This window comes from Agrobacterium sp. DE0009, assembly GCF_007680755.1.
Taxonomy (GTDB): domain Bacteria; phylum Pseudomonadota; class Alphaproteobacteria; order Rhizobiales; family Rhizobiaceae; genus Agrobacterium; species Agrobacterium tumefaciens_B.
This window is the reverse complement of sequence record NZ_VEIU01000001.1, coordinates 171,997-189,737: the sequence shown is the minus strand read 5'-3', so window position 1 is coordinate 189,737 and position 17,741 is coordinate 171,997. Positions and strand designations below refer to the sequence as shown.

The window sequence follows — 17,741 nt, the reverse complement described above, 5'->3', positions numbered from 1 at the left end:
CACCGAAACACTTAAATCTGGGGAAGTTCATGCGACAGCACCGGAATAACGACGTGGTGAACCATCCAAGCCGGTGGCCGAACTACATCATGGGGCACAAGAAGCCCCGCGAGTGGCTGATGACGATCAGCGGCGTCCTGCTGCTCTTCGTCGTCGCGGCCGCCGTCGCCATGGGATACCTCGTCAGCAGCCATCCCGGCAAGCCGGAGCCAAACCCCGGCATTGTCGAAGAACAGGCAGCGAAAGGTTAGAGAAGTCCGGGCCGGTCAGCTGAGGCCCGCGAGATGCCCGCTGAACTGTGCCTCGTGCAGGCGGCTATAGTGGCCCTTGGCGGCCAGCAGCTCGGCATGCGCACCTGTCTCGGCAATGCCCGTCTGGTCCACCACCACGATGCGCGACGCGTCACGGATCGTCGCCAGCCGGTGAGCGATGACGAGCGTCGTGCGTCCCCTGGCAAGCTCCGTCAGCGATTGCTGGATGGCCCGTTCGGTTTCGGTGTCGAGCGCCGAGGTCGCCTCGTCCAAAATGAGGATGGGCGGATTCTTCAGGAACATGCGCGCAATGGCGAGGCGCTGCTTCTGCCCACCGGACAATTTGACACCGCGCTCACCGATAACGGTATCGAGCCCGAGCGGCATGGCCTCAATGACGCCGTCCAGCCGCGCGCGCCTCGCGGCATCCATAATCTCGTCGTCTGAAGCGCCAAGCCGGCCATATTCGATGTTCTCGCGGATCGTGCCGCCGAACAGGAACACATCCTGCTGCACGATGCCGATCTGATTGCGCAGCGAGGCGAGCTTCATCTTTCTGATATCGATGCCGTCAATGGTGATCGCGCCACTGGTCACGTCATAAAAACGCGGCAGCAGCGAGCAGAGCGTCGTCTTGCCGGCACCCGAAGGGCCAACGAAAGCCACGGTCTCGCCGGCGCTGATGTTCAGATCGATATTGCTGAGAACCTGCTTGCCTTCGGCATAACCAAAGCCGACATGGCGGTATTCGATATCGCCGCGCAGCAAGGGCGCGTCCACCGCATCGGGCGCATCGACGATATCAGGGGCGGTATCCAAAAGCTCGGTGAAGCGGCGAAAACCGGCGATGCCCTTCGGGTAGGTCTCGATGACAGAATTGATCTTTTCCACCGGCCGGAAAAATACGCCGACCAGAAGCAGGAAGCCGACGAAGCCACCTTCCGTAAGGTCGCCATTCAGCACGAACCATGCGCCGCAGATCATCACGATCATCTGTGTCAGACGCATGCTCATATAGCTCAGCGAGGTGCTGGCCGCCATGATCTTGTAGGCGTCGAGCTTCGTACGGCGGTATTTCTGGTTGTCCTTTTCGAACAGCGCCCTCTCGTGATCCTCATTGGCGAAGGCCTGCACCACCCGCATACCCCCGACATTTTCCTCGATCCGCGCGTTGAAATCGCCCACACGACCATAGAGCGCGCGAAAATTCTGCGTCATGCGGCCGCCATAACGGCTGGTGACCCAGGCCGTGACCGGCACGACGGCGGCGGTGATGAGAGCGAGCGGGACGTTGACCGAGAGCATCAGCAGGAACGCGCCGATGAAGGTCATGATGGCGATGAACAGATCCTCGGGGCCGTGATGCGCCACCTCGCCGATCTCTTCCAGATCCTTGGTGAGCCGACCCACGAGATGACCGGTCTTCTGGTTATCGAAATAGCGGAAAGAGAGCTTTTGCAGGTGATCGAAAGCGAGCCGGCGCATATCGGTCTCGATATTGATGCCGAGCATGTGTCCCCAATAGGTGACTGTCGCCATCAACCCGGTATTCAGCACATAGATAAGCAGAAGCCCGACGGAGGCGGCAAGAATGATCGCCCATTCACCGCCCGGCAGAAGCACATCGACGAAGGCCTTGACCGCCATCGGAAAGCCGAGTTCGAGCACGCCCGAAAGGACCGCGCAGGAAAAATCGAGAATGAACAGGCCGCGATAGGGGCGGTAATAGGCAAAGAAACGGCGAAGCATGGCATGACCTGGAGATCGGGCGCGGCGATCTGACACCGCGAAAAATTCGGAGTTCAATTGTCATATTTCAATGCGCGAGCCAAGGCTGATGCGCTATTTTTACCAAAATCCTTCAATAGCCTACACAATAAACACACAACGGTAATGTGAACGCGTCATATTGCACTTATATGTAGCCGTATGACAAAATGAATGCGCCCCTAGGGGAGACTGGGAGAAAAGCCTGCCGTGAGTAACAGTGACAGCCGTAAGCAGAGTGGCGAACCGAGATGGCTTGGCCCCGCCAGCCCGACGCGGATCGCCCTGATCCCGCCTATCTCGGCGGCGCGCTGGCTTCTGGTTCTCGTTGCGCTGGCCGGCATCTATTTCTTCCACGGCTTCCTGGTTCCTGTTCTCGCTGCCCTCGTCATCGGTTTCGCCAGCTGGCCGGTTTACACCCGCCTGCTGCGGCAGGTTGGCGGCAACACCACCCTCGGCGCCACCATCGCCATTGTCCTCATCATCGCCTTCCTCGTGGTGCCGATCTTCATTGCCGCTTCCTATACGGCAAGTGAAATCCGCGAGTGGTTCGGGTGGGCCGTGCATGTCAACAAGACCGGCGCCCCCGTGCCAGACTGGATCGCCGCCCTTCCCGCCATCGGCCCATGGCTCGGCGAACAGTGGGTGAAATACATCGGCACCCCCGGCGCCATAGGCGAGGTCATCCAGCTCGTCAGCGGCGCCAATATCGGCAACATCTACCGGGCGATCCTCGCCGCCGGCAACGGCGCGTTTCATCTGGTGCTGACGCTGCTCTTCATGCTGATCGCGCTGTTCTTCGTCTACCGCAACGGCGCCGGTTTCACCCGTCAGGTCGATCTTGTGGGCGAGCGCATTCTGCCGACGCGGTGGGAACGGATTTCACGCGTCGTGCCCGCCACCATCAGTTCCACGGTCACCGGGATGACACTGATCGCCATCGGCGAAGGCATCATTCTCGGCATCGCCTACTGGATCGCCGGCGTCCCCTCGCCTGTCACGCTCGGCGTTCTCACCGGCGTCATGGCGCTCATTCCTGGCGGTGCTCCGCTCTCCTTCACGCTGGTGTCGATCTATCTTGTCGCCAGCGGCTCGCCCGCCCACGGGCTGGCCCTTTTCATCTGGGGTTCGGTAGAGCTTTTCATCGTCGACAAGACCATCCGCCCCAAGCTCGTCGGCGGTCCCATCAAGCTGCCCTTCCTGCCCACCTTTTTCGGGCTGGTCGGCGGCGTCAAGACCATGGGTTTCCTCGGTCTTTTCATCGGCCCGGTGCTGATGGCGCTGCTTGTGGCCATCTGGCGAGAATGGGTGCGGGAGGTCGAACTCTCCGCCGCCGTCACCGAACTACCGCCTCCGCCCCCCACGCAGGATGATACGGTCGCAGAGATCGTGTCGCGCGACGATGGCAACGATGAAAAGACGGCGTTCCGAAAAGCCGCTTTCTGACCGGCGACACCGACGTGTGTTGTCTCGCTCGATAGTGTAACGTGATCGCTACGTCATACCGGCCTCGAGCCGATATCCAGCGGACGCGCATGGCGCGCGCGAGACTCGTTTCATCCCAAGGCTTGGACCGGCTGGATGACAGATCGGCATGGATCCAGGCCGCAGGCCCTAAAGCACCTTCTCCATGAACAGGCTGAGCGGATCCGGCTTATAGGGCGCGAAGGCCTCGATCTCGACAAACCCCGCCTTCCGATAAAGACCGATTGCTTCCGGCTGGCTGATGCCGGTTTCAAGCCGAATAGCGGAAAGGCCGCGTTCGACACCGCGGTCGATAAGCGTATCCATGATCAGCTTGCCAATGCGCAGGCCGCGGGCATCGGGATCGACGAACATGCGCTTGACCTCGGCCGTGCCATCGCCAGCCTCCACCAGCGCACCGCAGCCGACCACCCGGCCATCGTGCCGCGCCACGAAAAACGAGACATTTTCTTTTTCCAGCGCGCCAATATCGACCAGATGGTTGCTCTCGGCGGGATAAAGCGATGCCATATAGGTATTGGAAAGATCGATGAGGCGCAGAACCGCATCCTGCCTCGGGGTTTCAAGCTTGATTTCGGTGGCCACTGGTATGCCTGCTTTCTTTCAGAAAACGCGTCTCTCGTCTTAATGTCACTGCAATCGAGATAGATGAGGTTTTAGAGCAATATTCCCGACAGAGGCAACCACGCACCATGAAAACAGCCCTCGTTCTCATGACCTTCCTCGGCTGCGACGACAGCGCCACCGACTGCCATTACCTTGCCACCTCGCAGCAGCGCTGGACAAGCATCGAGCTCTGCGACGCCGTGTCGGAAAAGGAGCTGGAGCGCTTCGCAAATGCGTCCTATCCGGTCGTGGTCGCCGTTTGCCAGACCCCTCCTGAGCAGACCCCGCAGACGGCAGGCGCGCAGCCGCCTGTAGCCGCGCCCCAGGCAGCAGTGGAAGTGACACCGAAGGAAGAAGAAAGCTTGACCAGGCAGGCAATCAGCCGCGTCAGCCGCATCCTGCCTTCCACCGAAGGCATCAAGCACCTCTTGGGCACGCCCGTCAGGATGGTTGAAAACAGCTATTCGTGGATCGCCAAGCGGTTCGACAAGTGATTGAGTCGCGAAGGCAAAGCGTGCCTGTCGTCGCCATAAAGTAATGGGTCCGGCTGTTTACGCCGCCTCGACGGTCAACGCCTCGGCATAATACCGCGCCTTTTGCCTCTCCTCGGTCAGGGTAAGCTTTCCCACGGCATGCAGCAATTCGAACAGTGCTTCGGAGCCGTCGACATCGCGGAAATGGGCGAGCAATTCCGCCGAGACGGAGGCCGGCGCCTCCGGAACCTGAGAGCGGGCCGCACGACGCCACATCATCGTCGCCTCGATGAAGACACCGACGACATCGCCGAACAGGCCGACCGACTGAAATAGCGCCTTCAGCGCATGCGGCCGCCCCGTCGCCAGAATGGCGCGCACCTTGCGGTCATCGAGACCGGACAAATTGACCATCGCCGCCGTAAAAAACTCAAGACGACCTGAACAGACCGCGTGGATCAGCAGCGCCGGCGTCAATTCCAGGCGCTGGCGCAGATGTTCCACCAGCGACGGCAACTCGGACGAAGAAACGTTCGAGGCGATCAGAATGGTGGCGGAATCTTCCGCTTCCCGGAAGAGGCCTTCGGCGCGCTGACGTGCGATCATCGCGTGAACGAGCGACGAGCCGGCAAGCGCTTCGCTGATGCGGCGCACCAGCAGATGGCGCGCATCCGCCGGCAGTTCTTCCCGGCGCAAAAGAAGGTCACGAATATCCGCGTCGCCGCCATGGCGCTCGGCAATGCGCCGTAGTGAAAATGGCGTGATGAAGGCCTGATCGTTTTCAAGCATGATGATGGTTTCGGGCAAATCTCCCACTTCGGCGAGAGCCGCGCAGACACCGCGCGCCAAGCCGGGACGCGCTGCGATGAGCGAGCGCGTAAGACTTTCGCCGCGGGCAGCGATATCAACCAGGTCGGCTTCGCTGAGAGCAGGGGAGCGGGTAATTACCGTGCAGGCGATTTCCGGCTGATCTTCCGCCAGTGAGACGAGAATGGCGCGCGGCGCATCTGGCGCGTCGGCGAGCGCTTCGGCAAGGGCGAGCCTTACCCGAGGCGACGGGTCGTCCAGCAGGTAGGTCATGGTCATATAGGCGGCATCGCGGTTTTCCTGCGCCAGATCGGACTGCAGATAGGTGCGACCGAGCGCATAGGCGGCCTTCGCCCGCTCAGTCGATCCAGCCTTTTCAGACCAGCGAAGAAATGCCTGTACGATCACCGGAGCCTCGAAACACATTCATACAAGGGGTGACGGCATTCGTGCCGCCGCCACGTATAAGTTCTAGGCGCAAATGGTTTACGTTTGGTTCACCATAAACTTTAACCTTGCCGCGACAGGCCTATGGTCACCGCGCCGCCGTGGGCCGCTGCAGTTGGAACACATCTGTGCCGCCATCGCTATAGTCCATGTAGCCCATGCGCGCGACAGGGCGCGCAAGGCCCATATCGATACGGCCATCGCGAATGATCGTCTCATCGATATGAATCCCCATGACCTGGCCGATCACCATCCATGAGTCGGATCGTTCCCCCTCGATATCCGTCAGCTGCTGGATCTGCGTCACGCGGCATTCGAGAGCGGCAAAGGCCTCGCCCACATAGGGTGCGTCCACGACCCGGCCGGCGACGGCCGTCAACCCGGCAAGCTGGAACTCATCGATCTCATAGGCCACAGGCGCGGAAGAGGCATTCATATGATCGATGAGATGCCGGCTGACGAGGTTTGCGGTGAAGACACAAGTCTCCTCCACATTGCGCAGACTGTCTTTGCGGCCGCTGGAGGAAAACATGACGAGCTTTGGCCGGTCCGAGACCGCGTTGAAGAAGGAATAGGGAGACAGATTGATGAAGCCATCCCTGCCCTTCGATCCGATCCAGCCGATCGGCCGCGGTGCGACAATCGCCTTGAAGGGATCATGGGGCAGGCCGTGCTGGTTGGTATCCGTGGTGTAGAACATCACACATCCCCGATCCAGGTGACGACATCGGCAAGGTCCGGCCGGGGACGCTCCACTGGCGGAAATACCGTCGAGCCGATATGGATGTAACCCGCAATTTTTTCGTCCGCGCTGACGCCGGTTTCCGACAGGAAGGCCGGGTCAAACGCAAACCACTCCGTCAGCCAGTTGGCGGCAAAACCGGTGGCATTGGCAGCGAAGATGAGGTTGAGGCAAACGGCGCCCGCAGACATGACCTGCTCCCATTCGGGGATTTTGAAATGCGGCTTGGCGGTGCTGATAACGGCTATCACAACAGGTGCGCGGGTGAAGCGTGTCCGCTCCACGTCCTGCTGCTGAAGGTCGAGTTCGGGATTCTTCTCGAGCGCGATCCTGAGTGCCGTCTCTCCGAGGCGCACACGCTCCTCGCCGCGATACACAACGAAACGCCAGGGAGCGAGCTTGCCATGGTCGGGAACGCGCACGGCAAGGCGCAGCATGTCCTCGATCTGCGTTGTCGAAGGTCCCGGTTCGGCAAGTTGCAGGGCCGGCGTGGAGCGGCGAACCTTGAGGTAATCGAGGAGCTTGATATCGCTGGTCATGATCAAAAACTTTCCATTCTGCTGTCATTGCGAAAACATGGGCCTTGAAATAGCCACGGCATTGGTTTTGAAGTGAGGCGGGAAAATCAAGAAGTCAATCGGTATCGAAAATGTCGGCATTCAAAATCGCGGCACGTCTGGCCATCGCATGCGCCGCGATCAGCGCTTTAGCACAGGTTTCTTTGGCGCAGGACGCCTTCAAGGACTTCAAACAGCTCGGCGGCACGCCAAAAATGCCGAAGCTCAACGCCTTCACAGCCCCTTCCGCCCCCAATGCGCCCGCAAGCACGGCCCGCGATATCGCCATGGAAGCCAAGCTGACCAGCGAAGGCGAAGCGGTACGGGAAGGTCTTTCCTGGCGCGTTTTCAGCCCTATTCCCGGCGCTGACGGCAAGTTGCCGATGCTGGCAAGTTCGGAGGGCGGTTCCGCCGAATTCCACCTCGTCCCGGGCGAATATTTCGTCAACGTCGCCTTCGGCCGCGCCGGCGTCACCAAGAAGCTCAACGTGCCGGCTTCCGGCAACGTGCAGAAACAGGTTCTGGTTCTCGACGCCGGCGGATTCGTGCTGAACGCCGTCGCAGGGTCCGACAAGCAGATCTCCGGCAACCAACTGAAATTCTCCGTCTATTCCTCGGATGCGCGGCCGGATGGCGAACGCGGCCTCGTCATGGCCGATATCAAGCCCAACACGATCGTGCGGCTCAATGCCGGCACCTATCACGTGGTTTCGGAATACGGCAATGTCAACGCGGTGGTGCGCGCCGATATTCAGGTGGAAGCAGGCAAGCTGACCGAAGCGACGCTGCAGCACCAAGCAGCCCAGATTACTCTCAAGCTGGTCTCGGAACCGGGCGGCGAAGCCATTGCCGATACCGCCTGGTCGGTACTGAACGGCGGCGGCGACGTCGTCAACGAAAGCGTGAGCGCCTTTTCGACCATGGTTCTGGCCGAAGGTGAATATACCGCCATTGCCCGCAATAAGGACAAGGTGTACCAGCGCAATTTCAAGGTGACCTCCGGCCGGGATTCGGACGTGGAAGTGCTGATGAAGGATCAGGCGCCGGAAGAGATGTCCGGGGATTTTGAGTAGCCCGGTTGAGCCGGCCGCGACGCCAGCAATAGTTCCGAAACCTTTCATCCGTCATGCCGGGCTAGATCCGGCATCCAGCCACGGCGCGCCTGCGCCGTGAAGAAAGTCTTCCGCGATCAAGGACTTGATCGCGCTGCCCCCGAGATCAAGTCCGGGGTGACGGAGTGTAGATTTTCAGCTCATGCCGCCGATATCACCATCACTTGACGTCCCCCACAAACGAAAACGGCCCCCGAAGGGGCCGTCGTCACTATCACGCAACCTGCTTTTTCGCCGCAAGCTTGCGCTTCACATCCGGCGGTGTTGCTTCATCCACGAGGCTGGTGATCGCCTCTTCCAGCGACATCGATGTCTGGTTCTGCGAACCGAGACGGCGGATGTTGACGGTGCGCTCTTCCGCTTCCTTGCGACCGCAGACGATGATGACAGGAACCTTGGTCACCGAGTGTTCGCGGACCTTGTAGTTGATCTTCTCATTGCGGAAGTCGGTCTCGACCGCCATGCCTGCTTCGCGCAGCGCTTCGGCGACTTCGCGGCCGTAATCATCGGCATCCGAGGTGATCGTGGCGACCACGACCTGCAGCGGGGCGAACCACAGCGGCATGTGACCGGCAAAGTTCTCGATGAGAATGCCGAGGAAACGCTCCATCGAACCGCAGATGGCGCGATGGATCATGACAGGCTGCGTCTTTTCCGAGTTCTGGTCGATATAGAAGGCCCCAAAGCGTTCCGGCAGGTTGAAGTCCACCTGCGTCGTGCCGCATTGCCATTCACGGCCAATGGCGTCCTTCAGCGTATATTCGAACTTCGGCCCGTAGAATGCGCCCTCGCCCGGCAGGATGCCGGTCTTAATGCGGCCTTCGGACTGTTCCTCGATGGTTTTCAGAACGTCCATCATCACGCTTTCGGCGCGATCCCAGAGGTCGTCGGACCCGACACGCTTTTCTGGGCGCGTGGAGAGCTTGACGACGACTTCGCTGAAGCCGAAATCCTCGTAGACCGACAGGATAAGATCGTTGATGCGCAGGCATTCCGCCGCCATCTGCTCTTCCGTGCAGAAGACATGCGCATCATCCTGCGTGAAGCCGCGAACGCGCATCAGGCCGTGCAGAGCACCGGAAGCCTCGTAGCGGTGCACAGTGCCAAATTCCGCAAGACGGACAGGCATTTCCCGGTAGGACTTCAAGCCATGCTTGAAGATTTGCACGTGCCCGGGGCAGTTCATCGGCTTGAGCGCAAAGACGCGCTGATCGGCTTCCTCGTCATCGGGATGGGTAAAGGCATGGGCGGATTTTACCGCGAACATGTTTTCCTGATACCAACCCCAGTGACCGGAAGTTTCCCACAGCGACTTGTCGAGCACCTGCGGCGCGTTGACTTCCTGATAGGTGTTGGCGAGCCGGCGGCGCATATAGGCCGTCAGTGTCTGGAACATGCGCCAGCCCTTGCCATGCCAGAACACAACGCCCGGACCTTCTTCTTGGAAATGGAACAGGTCCATTTCGCGGCCAAGGCGGCGGTGGTCGCGCTTTTCGGCTTCGGCCAGAACATGCAGATACTGGTCCAGCTCTTCCTGAGTCGCCCAGGCGGTGCCGTAGATGCGCGACAGCATCGCATTGTTGCTATCACCGCGCCAATAGGCGCCGGCCACCTTCATCAGCTTGAAGGCCGTACCGATCTGACCCGTCGAAGCCATATGCGGACCACGGCAGAGATCGAACCAGTCGCCCTGGTAATAGATCTTCAGGTCCTGACCTTCCGGGATGGCATCGACCAGCTCGACCTTGTAGTTCTCGCCCTTGGCGGCGAACACTTCCTTGGCCTTTTCGCGCGACCAGATTTCGCGCGTAAACGGCTTGTTGCGGGCAATGATCTCCTTCATGCGCTTTTCGATCTTCGGCAGATCTTCCGGCGTGAAAGGCTCGTTCTTGGCAAAGTCGTAATAAAAACCGTTCTCGATGACCGGGCCGATCGTCACCTGCGTGCCGGGCCAAAGCTCCTGCACGGCCTCGGCCATGACGTGGGCGGCATCGTGGCGGATGAGCTCCAGCGCTCGCTTGTCGTCGCGCGTGACGATCTCGATTTTGCCATCGGTGATGGTCTCGGACAAATCGCGTAGCGTGCCATCGAGCGCAATGGCGACGGCCTTCTTGGCAAGCGATTTGGAAATGGATTCGGCAACCTCGCGGCCGGTCGTGCCGGGGGCGTAGCTGCGGACCGATCCATCGGGAAATGTAAGGGAAATGGCTTCAGACATCGTCTCGTGCTCCTGTCCAGTCCCGCCAACGAATGCGGGTGGTGTTGGAATAAAAATCGCCCGATTTCGCACGGGCACGCAGGCTGATAAAGGCTTTTGCCATTGCAGTCAAAGGCGAAGGCCGCTTAGCGAAGCATTTCCGAAAGGCCGTTGACCGTATTGGCGTTGCGGGTCGTGCCGACACCAAGCCGCTTTGTGGTCAAGACCGGCAGCAGCCGGCTTTCGCTTGGCTTGCCGCGAAAATCGATCCATAAATCGCCGGCGACAACAGCGATCTCTTCCTGCCGGCGATATTTTTGGAGCAGGTCGAGCGCCGTGTCATCCAGCGGCTCCCGCATCACCCGGACGCAGACGTCCGGCGGATTGCCTTGCGGAAACGGATTATTCGCCGCCAAGGTCAGCCAGTCGTCACCTGAACGAACAATAATATCGACATGTTTTCCGAACCGGCTTTCGAAGGCTTGCTCCAGCCTGTCCTCGATCCCGCGAACAAGTGTTGCCTGCGCACGGAAAACCAGATTTCCGGTTGCGACAAGCGTCCTGCAATCAATGAAGCCCAGTTCTGCCGCCAAGGCTTTCAAATCCGCCATGATCAGCCTTTTGCCCTGCCCAAGCACGATGCTGTGTAGCAAAGCGACATATTCGTTCATCGCTTCAGGCTCCAGTAACGCCACGGCATCCACCACCGCCGGCTGTCATCGAGCGCTTCCGGCACCGGGTCGAGACCGCTTTTGCCGCCGGGTCCGCAACGCGCCACGCGAAACAGTGTCATCCAGCCGCCAGCCCAGAGGCCGTGACGGGCGATTGCCTCATAACCATATTCGGAACAGGTCGGGATGTGGCGGCAGGAGTTGCCGATGAAGCCGGACAGGGTCAATTGATAAAGCCGGATGAAACCGACGCCGAAAAGCCGCCCCGGAGTTTTGGCAAAACGGCCCGTCCAGTTGCGGGTTCGGCCGCCTTTTACCGCCGTCTGCGGGTGCCGGCAGTCCGGTTCGCCGCACATCCCCTAACCCGCGACGTTGAGCGCGGGCCGCCCGTCGATCTGGTCCAGCGCATCGACAACGGCCTCAAAGGTCAGCATGGTGGAGGCGTGGCGGGCCTTGAAATCGCGGACAGGGGAAAGCACCCGCATATCCTCGAAGCGGCCGGTAGGGCCCTCGCCGCCCTGTTTCAGCATCGCCAGCATCTCTTCCCGCGCCTTGCGGATTTCCGTGCTGGTAGCGCCGATGACATGATGTGCCATGATGGAGGCGGAGGCCTGACCCAGCGCACAGGCGCGCACCTCGTGCGAAAAATCCGTCACGATGCCGGCTTCGACCTTGAGATAGACCTTAAGCTTAGAGCCGCAGAGACGCGAGTGTTTCTCGGCGCTGGCATCGGCATCTTTGAGAATGCCGATCAGCGGAATGTTCCCGGCGAAGTCCAGAATGCGGTTATTGTAGATGTCGTCCATCGTCAGGTGTCCGGCGCTATCGAAAATGCCCAAAACAGGACAGGTCAGATTTTTCTAACACAGCGTTTGTCGCAGTGAAGCTTTTCTGCCCTTCATTCTCATTATATGCTAACGAGCTTTCTGGACATCAAGCCGTGATCAAATTAACGGCTCCGATACCGAAAAAACAGCATCGGCCTTGCCAAAATGCTATAAAACAACCAGATAGCAGCAACTGCGAACATGAGTTCGCGATGAAAAACGAATTCAGGTGCGGCCTTTACCCGCATCGGGAGAGACAAAATGGATGCGATCGTGAAGAATTTCCCCGGCGCTGGCGCAAAACCCGACGTGGCAGAAGCTCGCCCGAGCCAGGCTGAAGCGGAAGAAGCAGTGCGCGTTCTCTTGCGCTGGGCCGGAGAAAATCCTGCCCGCGAAGGTCTTCTGGACACGCCCAAGCGCGTCGCCAAAGCCTATCGCGAGCTGTTTTCCGGTTATGAGCTGAATGTTCAGGACGTACTCGGCACGACCTTCGAGGAAGTCGGCGGTTATGACGATGTGGTGCTGGTGCGCGACATCCCCTTCTTCTCCCATTGCGAACACCATATGGTGCCGATCGTCGGCAAGGCGCATGTCGCCTATCTTCCGGCCGGGCGCGTGCTTGGTCTGTCGAAGATCGCCCGCGTCGTTGAAATCTTCGGCCGCCGACTGCAGACGCAGGAAAACATGACGGCGCAGATCGCTCGCTCGATCGAAGAAACGCTGAAACCGCGCGGTGTCGCTGTCATGATCGACGCCGAACACATGTGCATGTCCATGCGCGGCGTCAACAAGCAGGGCTCCACGACGCTCACCACCAGCTTCACCGGCACGTTCAAGAACGACCCGGCCGAACAGGTGCGCTTCATGACCATGGTGCGGAACCGCTAAGGGTTCCGCCTTTCCTTCGGGGTAGCAATGTCCATTTCGTTTCCCTCCGCGCCTGCGGACAAGGAAGTTCTCGAAAATGCCGGTCTCTTTTCGCCGAAATTCGATGCTCACGGCCTCGTAACAGCGGTCGTGACCGATGTGCGCGACGGCGAATTGTTGATGGTCGCCCATATGAATGCGCAGGCCCTGGCGCTAACGCTTGAAACAGGCATTGCCCATTATTACAGCCGCTCCCGCGACAAGATCTGGAAGAAGGGCGAAACATCAGGCAACCTGCAGACGGTGAAGGAATTCCGCACCGATTGCGATCAGGACGCCGTTTGGCTGAAGGTCTCCGTCGCCGGCCATGATGCGACCTGCCACACCGGTCGTCGCTCCTGCTTTTACCGGTCGGTTGAACTCGTCGATGGCCAGGCGAAGACCCGCATCCTCGACGATGTCAGGCATTTCGACCCGGCAACCACCTATTCCAGCGAATAAACGACGACCTTCCATCGGTCGCACCGATTTGCTACCAATACAGTGAGTTCCGGGGATTTGGAGCGGAACCTGAAAGGCAGGCAGGGAGTGCGATCAATGTTGGGATGGGGAAATCGTCACAATCCGCTTGCAACGGGAAATCCTGAAGCCACCAGCAACGAACCACCCGTCACCCAGCTTGTCGACAAACATCGGATAGCGCTTGCGCTCGGCGGCGGTGCCGCCCGCGGTTGGGCTCATATTGGCGTCTTACGTGCATTGGACGAGGCTGGCGTCAAGATCGGCATGATCGCGGGTACCTCGATCGGGGCGCTGGTGGGCGGGTGTTATCTCGCCGGGAAGCTCGATGAGCTGGAGGAATTCGCTCGCTCGCTGACAATGCGCCGCATCGCCGGTCTGCTCGATCTGACCATTGGCGGCGGCGGCCTCTTTGGCGGCATGCGCCTGACCAAGCGCATGCAGGAGCATCTGGAAGGCCTGCGCGTCGAAAGTCTCGAGCACCCCTTCATTGCCGTTGCCACGGAGCTGCGCACCGGCCACGAGGTCTGGATCCACCAGGGGGATCTCGTCACCGCCCTGCGCTCCTCCTATGCGCTGCCGGGCATTTTCGAACCGGTGCAATGCAATGGCCGCACGCTGATCGACGGCGCCCTCGTCAATCCCGTGCCGGTTTCCGTCTGCCGTGCCTATGAGCAGGCGCTGGTTGTCGCCGTCAATCTCAACTACGATCTTTTCGGGCGCTCTGCCGTGGTCAAACACGCCGCCTCTCCCCCTGGCGCCGGCACGCCACCGGTTGAAACGGCACCGCGTCCCGGCCTGCCGGGTGTCATGGTACAGGCCTTCAACATCATTCAGGACCGCATCTCGCGCTCGCGTCTGGCAGGTGACCCACCCGACCTGATGCTGCATCCGCGCATCAACGATATCGGCCTCTCGGAATTCCACCGCGCCAGCGAAGCCATCGACAGAGGTTACGAGGAAACACGTTCGCGTATTCCCGAACTTGAGCGCATGCAGCAGGCATTCCGGCGCTAGGTACTGCTAAAGCGCGAAACGGATAGACGAAAAACCAACTGTGGTGAAACCATGTATTGGTCGATTTCCATCCTGCCGCCTGCCGACGAAAATATTGTATCCGACACGAATCGCCTGATCCAGTTTCTCGAAAGACAGTCCCCGGCCCGAGGCTGACGCTTGTTCAGCCAATGCAAGCCGGGACGCAGGATCAGCCAGCAATATAAGCTTTGATCTGTTCGGCCTCGGCTTCAATCTCACCGATCCGCGCCTTAACGACGTCACCGATGGAGATGATGCCGGCAAGGCGGCCATTCTCTTCAACCGGAACATGCCTGAAGCGTCCGCCCGTCATGATTTCCATCAGCTGGTCGGTGGTGGAATTGTGCTGACAGCGCACGACGTTCTTTGTCATGGCGACAGAAACGGACTGCTGCAGGGAAGCCGCGCCCTGGCCTGCCACGGCCTTGACGAGATCGCGTTCGGTGAAGATGCCGAGAACCACACCATCCGCGTCGGTCACGACGACAGAGCCGATCTTGTGCGCATGCAGCGTGCCCGCCGCCTCGCCGATGCTGACATCCGGACCGACAGTCACGACGTCCCGACCTTTGCGGTCGAGTAGCTCCTTCACGAATGTTGCCATGCCTTCCTCCTCTTTGCAGCGATTGGCAGTGCCGCAGTCTCCCCCGGCGGTTGCAAATCATGCAGTATGGTGCGCTGAGGCCCGTGCGAATGCAATCCCGGATGGGACGCGCATCAGCAAATTTGCGCCGCCTCCGACAAGGAGCGTGATCGGCCTAGCGAACCGGTCGATCAAAAAGGCCGAAGAACAGAAAGCCAAGCAGAAAGCCGAACACGTGGGCATCCCAGGCGATCTGGCCGCCCACATCGCCAAACAGCGGTACGCCGACGGCAATCAGAACATTGCCGAAGAGCCACATCAGCGTGAAGATCAGCACCGTCCGGTTCTGGAGCGCCCCCAAGATACTCTGCCGCGGCATGAGATGGCCGAAGGACGCGCTATAGCCACCGCGGGCGGGGAACGCAAAGCGGCAGGCCGCCCCCATCAGTGCGGAAACCACGCCAGACGCACCGATCAGCACCGTCGCGTCACCCCAGTTCAGCGCCGCATGTCCAAAAGCGGAAACGGCGGCGGAAATGCCCCATAACAGCACGAAACGCACTGTTCCGATCCGGCGCAGGACGGGCGCTCCGAAAGCCATCAGCCATAATCCATTGAAGAGAATGTGCTCGATGCCGCCATGCAGGAAAGAATAGGTGACAGGCGTCCAGAGCCATTCCAGCCCCTGCTGCGAAAAAGGCACAGCGTAACGCAGCGGGATAAAGCCAAAGGTGAAGACGAACCAGCCATTGCCTTCCTCCGACAGCAGATAGGCAGGAACCACATAAGCGATGATCAGCGCGGCCAGAATGCCGACCAACAGCGACGGCAGGTTAAAGACGGGAGCGTTCGCGTCATCTTTCGGTTGCGGCGTTCCCGAAACCGGCGGCTGTTCGCCGTCCTCGTAGGACATGATCCCATCCCTGTCTTGGTCGAATGTTGTGTTCCCCGAGCAATATAGGAAGCTCGAACGAAAAAAAAGCCGTCCCGCGTTTCACTTGCGCGACGCCCGTGCCGCAAGCGGAAAAGGGCGCCGGGCAGGAAGCGGTCCGGCTTGCGTGCGCCGAACCTGACCGGCGGCCCCGCGTGAAATTGTGCTGACGGAGCTTTCCCCGACATGCCCGAGCCGATGCCACGGCTATCGCGGGTATTCAATATCAACCCTTTGTTAACCTTAACGGATCCGCCTGGCACGAAAATCGCTACTCCTCCGGATGCAGACGTTCGGATGGACATGATGTCCCAGAAGCGAACATGGAGAAATGCTATGAAGAGCATGGCCGGACTGGACATATATGCCTACTGGGATGACCTGCGCGGTAAGCGCTCAGCCCCTCGCCGCGAGGACATAGACCCCACAAAACTGAAACATCACCTTGGCGATCTTTTCATTCTGACCGACAAGGGAGAGAATACGCCCTATTTCCGCCTCGCCGGCACGCGTCTGTGCGACCTGTTTGGCCGGGAATTGCGGGACCGTCCTTTTTCTGAACTGTGGAATGAGGCCAATGCCGTTTTCCCCTGCCGCGTTGCGCGCGGTATCCTGCAACACCAGTTGCCGGTGATTTTCGACGTCGAAGCCGAAGACGAGCACGGTGCCGCGCCGCTGGCGTATGAAATGCTCCTTTTGCCGCTGCTGACAGAGATCGACACCGCTCCAAGGCTACTCGGTGCCCTCCTGGCTGAAAGACCACGGGTGAATTTCGCGACGCCGATCCGATACCTCTCCATGAAAAGCAGCAGGCTCTTGCGCCTGGACGTGGCGCCCAAAGACCGAACGTCCAGCACCAGCGCGACGGCCGCTCCTTTCGAAGGACGGCTGTGACACAATTCGAGCATGGCGGCGACATCAAACAATGTGCGCCGCCATGGAGAACAATAAAGCAGGTCAATACTGCCTTCATTGCCGTAAATGGAAAAATTGTAGATATCAGGCAATACAGTCTGTTAACTGGCACGCGTTAGAAAGAGGCATCATCATTCATTACAATTGCGATGCCCATGTTTTCGTCCCGCTCGGTCAACACCGCCCAAATTCAGCCCCCGGTTGAGGAAGCTCCGCTTGACGATGCGGTCCGTGTGTCTTTCACCGGCCGCCTCATGTTGCCCGACCACGAAGAATATGATTGCACCGCCACCGAGATGACCTCCGAAAAGGCGCAGTTCACTTGCTCGGGCATTGCCCGGCGCGGCGACCGCGTGATCGCCTATCTTCAACATATCGGCCGTATTGAAGGCACGGTGAGTTCCCTTACCGCTTCCGGCTTCCTCATCTCCATCAACGCCCCGGAGCGCAAGCGGGAAAAGCTCGCAGCCCAGCTCGCCTGGATCGCCAAGCGCCAATTGCTCGGACTGCCGGAAGACCGCCGCCATGACCGCCTGACGCCACGCAATGCAAGGGCACAGCTCGTTCTGGAAGACGGCAAACTCGTCGCCTGCCGGCTTATCGACCTTTCCCTTTCCGGCGCCGCCATAGAGATTGAAAACCGGCCGCCGCTCGGTACCCGCGTGCAGCTTGGCAAGAACATGAGCGGCAAAATCGTGCGTCACTTCATGGAAGGTGTCGCTGTTGAATTCGACAGGGTGCAGTCGCCCGACGCGCTGATCGAGTTTCTCTAAGCGTATAAAAGACGACAGTCTTCCCGCACCAGAAACGCGTAGCGTTTTATCGCGGGTGCTCGCCTGACATCATCGCCAAACCCGGACGATCCCTGCACCGCAAGACGCACCCCCTTGCTGAGCCACCCCGATTGCAGCCTCATTGGCGCATCTGGCTCTCGAGCGCTTTAGAC

At 59.8% G+C, this 17,741-nt stretch carries 20 protein-coding genes; 9 read left to right on the top strand and 11 right to left on the bottom strand.

Features of this window, described 5'->3' with window-relative positions; all coding sequences use genetic code 11:
- The first annotated feature begins 29 nt into the window (after positions 1-29).
- Entirely contained in the window at positions 30-251 is a 222-nt protein-coding gene (locus FS804_RS01025; RefSeq protein WP_063948826.1) for a hypothetical protein, read from the top strand.
- Between the two features lie 15 nt (positions 252-266).
- Here the strand turns inward: FS804_RS01025 and FS804_RS01020 are convergent, their stop codons facing one another.
- Complete coding sequence (locus FS804_RS01020) at positions 267-2,000, bottom strand: ABC transporter ATP-binding protein (RefSeq protein ID WP_144574033.1); 1,734 nt, start codon at positions 1,998-2,000, stop codon at positions 267-269.
- 228 nt (positions 2,001-2,228) lie between these two features.
- On the opposite strand from FS804_RS01020, the gene FS804_RS01015 reads away from it, so the two are divergent.
- Complete coding sequence (locus tag FS804_RS01015) at positions 2,229-3,464, top strand: AI-2E family transporter (protein ID WP_144574031.1); 1,236 nt, start codon at positions 2,229-2,231, stop codon at positions 3,462-3,464.
- A gap of 168 nt (positions 3,465-3,632) precedes the next feature.
- Here FS804_RS01015 and FS804_RS01010 read toward each other — a convergent pair whose 3' ends face one another.
- Positions 3,633-4,088 (bottom strand): GNAT family N-acetyltransferase, encoded by a 456-nt coding sequence (locus FS804_RS01010; RefSeq protein ID WP_144574029.1) that lies wholly within the window; start codon positions 4,086-4,088, stop codon positions 3,633-3,635.
- A gap of 107 nt (positions 4,089-4,195) precedes the next feature.
- Here FS804_RS01010 and FS804_RS01005 point away from each other — a divergent pair, with 107 nt between their 5' ends.
- Complete coding sequence (locus FS804_RS01005; protein WP_063948823.1) at positions 4,196-4,603, top strand: hypothetical protein; 408 nt, start codon at positions 4,196-4,198, stop codon at positions 4,601-4,603.
- Positions 4,604-4,660: 57 nt separating this feature from the next.
- Here the strand turns inward: FS804_RS01005 and FS804_RS01000 are convergent, their stop codons facing one another.
- The 3 genes from FS804_RS01000 to FS804_RS00990 all read right to left on the bottom strand — a co-directional run bounded on the left by FS804_RS01000 (position 4,661) and on the right by FS804_RS00990 (position 7,117).
- Positions 4,661-5,815: a DUF2336 domain-containing protein gene (locus FS804_RS01000; RefSeq protein WP_144574027.1), complete on the bottom strand. Its 1,155-nt coding sequence runs from the start codon at positions 5,813-5,815 to the stop codon at positions 4,661-4,663.
- Positions 5,816-5,924: 109 nt separating this feature from the next.
- Positions 5,925-6,536, bottom strand: coding sequence for a flavin reductase family protein (locus FS804_RS00995; protein ID WP_144574025.1), 612 nt, complete (start codon positions 6,534-6,536; stop codon positions 5,925-5,927).
- Positions 6,536-7,117 carry a nitroreductase gene (locus FS804_RS00990; protein WP_144574024.1) on the bottom strand — a complete coding sequence of 194 codons (582 nt, stop codon included), beginning with the start codon at positions 7,115-7,117 and terminating at the stop codon, positions 6,536-6,538. The genes FS804_RS00995 and FS804_RS00990 overlap by 1 nt, the downstream gene beginning before the upstream one ends.
- 110 nt (positions 7,118-7,227) lie before the next feature.
- Between FS804_RS00990 and FS804_RS00985 the strand changes: the two genes are divergently transcribed.
- Positions 7,228-8,208, top strand: coding sequence for a hypothetical protein (locus FS804_RS00985; RefSeq protein WP_144574022.1), 981 nt, complete (start codon positions 7,228-7,230; stop codon positions 8,206-8,208).
- Between the two features lie 253 nt (positions 8,209-8,461).
- On the opposite strand, the gene thrS is transcribed toward FS804_RS00985, so the two are convergent.
- From thrS to FS804_RS00965, 4 genes are all read right to left on the bottom strand, one after another.
- The gene (gene thrS, locus FS804_RS00980; RefSeq protein ID WP_063948818.1) at positions 8,462-10,465 is read right to left on the bottom strand and encodes a threonine--tRNA ligase; all 2,004 of its coding nucleotides are present in this window, start codon (positions 10,463-10,465) and stop codon (positions 8,462-8,464) included.
- A gap of 125 nt (positions 10,466-10,590) precedes the next feature.
- A complete protein-coding gene (locus FS804_RS00975; protein WP_144574020.1) occupies positions 10,591-11,115 on the bottom strand; it encodes a DUF1697 domain-containing protein in 525 nt (174 codons plus the stop codon).
- Positions 11,112-11,471: a membrane protein insertion efficiency factor YidD gene (gene yidD / locus FS804_RS00970; protein ID WP_144574018.1), complete on the bottom strand. Its 360-nt coding sequence runs from the start codon at positions 11,469-11,471 to the stop codon at positions 11,112-11,114. Before yidD ends, FS804_RS00975 begins: the two co-directional genes overlap by 4 nt.
- A 3-nt stretch (positions 11,472-11,474) precedes the next feature.
- Positions 11,475-11,921 carry an iron-sulfur cluster assembly scaffold protein gene (locus tag FS804_RS00965; RefSeq protein WP_144574016.1) on the bottom strand — a complete coding sequence of 149 codons (447 nt, stop codon included), beginning with the start codon at positions 11,919-11,921 and terminating at the stop codon, positions 11,475-11,477.
- Between the two features lie 282 nt (positions 11,922-12,203).
- On the opposite strand from FS804_RS00965, the gene folE reads away from it, so the two are divergent.
- From folE to FS804_RS00950, 3 genes are all read left to right on the top strand, one after another.
- Entirely contained in the window at positions 12,204-12,830 is a 627-nt protein-coding gene (gene folE, locus FS804_RS00960) for a GTP cyclohydrolase I FolE (RefSeq protein WP_063948815.1), read from the top strand.
- Positions 12,831-12,857: 27 nt separating this feature from the next.
- Positions 12,858-13,310: a phosphoribosyl-AMP cyclohydrolase gene (gene hisI / locus FS804_RS00955; RefSeq protein WP_063948814.1), complete on the top strand. Its 453-nt coding sequence runs from the start codon at positions 12,858-12,860 to the stop codon at positions 13,308-13,310.
- A gap of 96 nt (positions 13,311-13,406) precedes the next feature.
- Positions 13,407-14,345 carry a patatin-like phospholipase family protein gene (locus FS804_RS00950; RefSeq protein WP_063948813.1) on the top strand — a complete coding sequence of 313 codons (939 nt, stop codon included), beginning with the start codon at positions 13,407-13,409 and terminating at the stop codon, positions 14,343-14,345.
- A gap of 190 nt (positions 14,346-14,535) precedes the next feature.
- Here the strand turns inward: FS804_RS00950 and FS804_RS00945 are convergent, their stop codons facing one another.
- Positions 14,536-14,970, bottom strand: a complete 435-nt coding sequence (locus FS804_RS00945; RefSeq protein WP_144574015.1) for a CBS domain-containing protein — start codon at positions 14,968-14,970, stop codon at positions 14,536-14,538.
- Positions 14,971-15,124: 154 nt separating this feature from the next.
- Positions 15,125-15,862 (bottom strand): rhomboid family intramembrane serine protease, encoded by a 738-nt coding sequence (locus FS804_RS00940; protein WP_144574013.1) that lies wholly within the window; start codon positions 15,860-15,862, stop codon positions 15,125-15,127.
- Positions 15,863-16,216: 354 nt separating this feature from the next.
- Here FS804_RS00940 and FS804_RS00935 point away from each other — a divergent pair, with 354 nt between their 5' ends.
- Together FS804_RS00935 and FS804_RS00930 are read left to right on the top strand one after the other, a co-directional pair.
- Positions 16,217-16,774, top strand: a complete 558-nt coding sequence (locus FS804_RS00935; protein WP_063948810.1) for a PAS domain-containing protein — start codon at positions 16,217-16,219, stop codon at positions 16,772-16,774.
- Positions 16,775-16,950: 176 nt separating this feature from the next.
- Positions 16,951-17,568 carry a PilZ domain-containing protein gene (locus FS804_RS00930; RefSeq protein ID WP_063948809.1) on the top strand — a complete coding sequence of 206 codons (618 nt, stop codon included), beginning with the start codon at positions 16,951-16,953 and terminating at the stop codon, positions 17,566-17,568.
- Positions 17,569-17,741: the final 173 nt, after the last annotated feature.

What these genes read in the sequence shown, in the direction of transcription:
- thrS (WP_063948818.1), bottom strand. Translation starts at nt 10,465, where the DNA reads ATGTCTGAAGCCATTTCCCTTACATTTCCCGATGGATCGGTCCGCAGC.
- FS804_RS01005 (WP_063948823.1), top strand. Translation starts at nt 4,196, where the DNA reads ATGAAAACAGCCCTCGTTCTCATGACCTTCCTCGGCTGCGACGACAGC.
- FS804_RS00930 (WP_063948809.1), top strand. Translation starts at nt 16,951, where the DNA reads ATGTTTTCGTCCCGCTCGGTCAACACCGCCCAAATTCAGCCCCCGGTT.
- yidD (WP_144574018.1), bottom strand. Translation starts at nt 11,471, where the DNA reads ATGTGCGGCGAACCGGACTGCCGGCACCCGCAGACGGCGGTAAAAGGC.
- FS804_RS00995 (WP_144574025.1), bottom strand. Translation starts at nt 6,536, where the DNA reads ATGTTCTACACCACGGATACCAACCAGCACGGCCTGCCCCATGATCCC.
- FS804_RS01025 (WP_063948826.1), top strand. Translation starts at nt 30, where the DNA reads ATGCGACAGCACCGGAATAACGACGTGGTGAACCATCCAAGCCGGTGG.
- FS804_RS00935 (WP_063948810.1), top strand. Translation starts at nt 16,217, where the DNA reads ATGAAGAGCATGGCCGGACTGGACATATATGCCTACTGGGATGACCTG.
- FS804_RS00950 (WP_063948813.1), top strand. Translation starts at nt 13,407, where the DNA reads ATGTTGGGATGGGGAAATCGTCACAATCCGCTTGCAACGGGAAATCCT.
- folE (WP_063948815.1), top strand. Translation starts at nt 12,204, where the DNA reads ATGGATGCGATCGTGAAGAATTTCCCCGGCGCTGGCGCAAAACCCGAC.
- FS804_RS00940 (WP_144574013.1), bottom strand. Translation starts at nt 15,862, where the DNA reads ATGTCCTACGAGGACGGCGAACAGCCGCCGGTTTCGGGAACGCCGCAA.
- FS804_RS00965 (WP_144574016.1), bottom strand. Translation starts at nt 11,921, where the DNA reads ATGGACGACATCTACAATAACCGCATTCTGGACTTCGCCGGGAACATT.
- FS804_RS00945 (WP_144574015.1), bottom strand. Translation starts at nt 14,970, where the DNA reads ATGGCAACATTCGTGAAGGAGCTACTCGACCGCAAAGGTCGGGACGTC.
- FS804_RS00975 (WP_144574020.1), bottom strand. Translation starts at nt 11,115, where the DNA reads ATGAACGAATATGTCGCTTTGCTACACAGCATCGTGCTTGGGCAGGGC.
- FS804_RS00985 (WP_144574022.1), top strand. Translation starts at nt 7,228, where the DNA reads ATGTCGGCATTCAAAATCGCGGCACGTCTGGCCATCGCATGCGCCGCG.
- FS804_RS01000 (WP_144574027.1), bottom strand. Translation starts at nt 5,815, where the DNA reads ATGTGTTTCGAGGCTCCGGTGATCGTACAGGCATTTCTTCGCTGGTCT.
- hisI (WP_063948814.1), top strand. Translation starts at nt 12,858, where the DNA reads ATGTCCATTTCGTTTCCCTCCGCGCCTGCGGACAAGGAAGTTCTCGAA.
- FS804_RS01020 (WP_144574033.1), bottom strand. Translation starts at nt 2,000, where the DNA reads ATGCTTCGCCGTTTCTTTGCCTATTACCGCCCCTATCGCGGCCTGTTC.
- FS804_RS00990 (WP_144574024.1), bottom strand. Translation starts at nt 7,117, where the DNA reads ATGACCAGCGATATCAAGCTCCTCGATTACCTCAAGGTTCGCCGCTCC.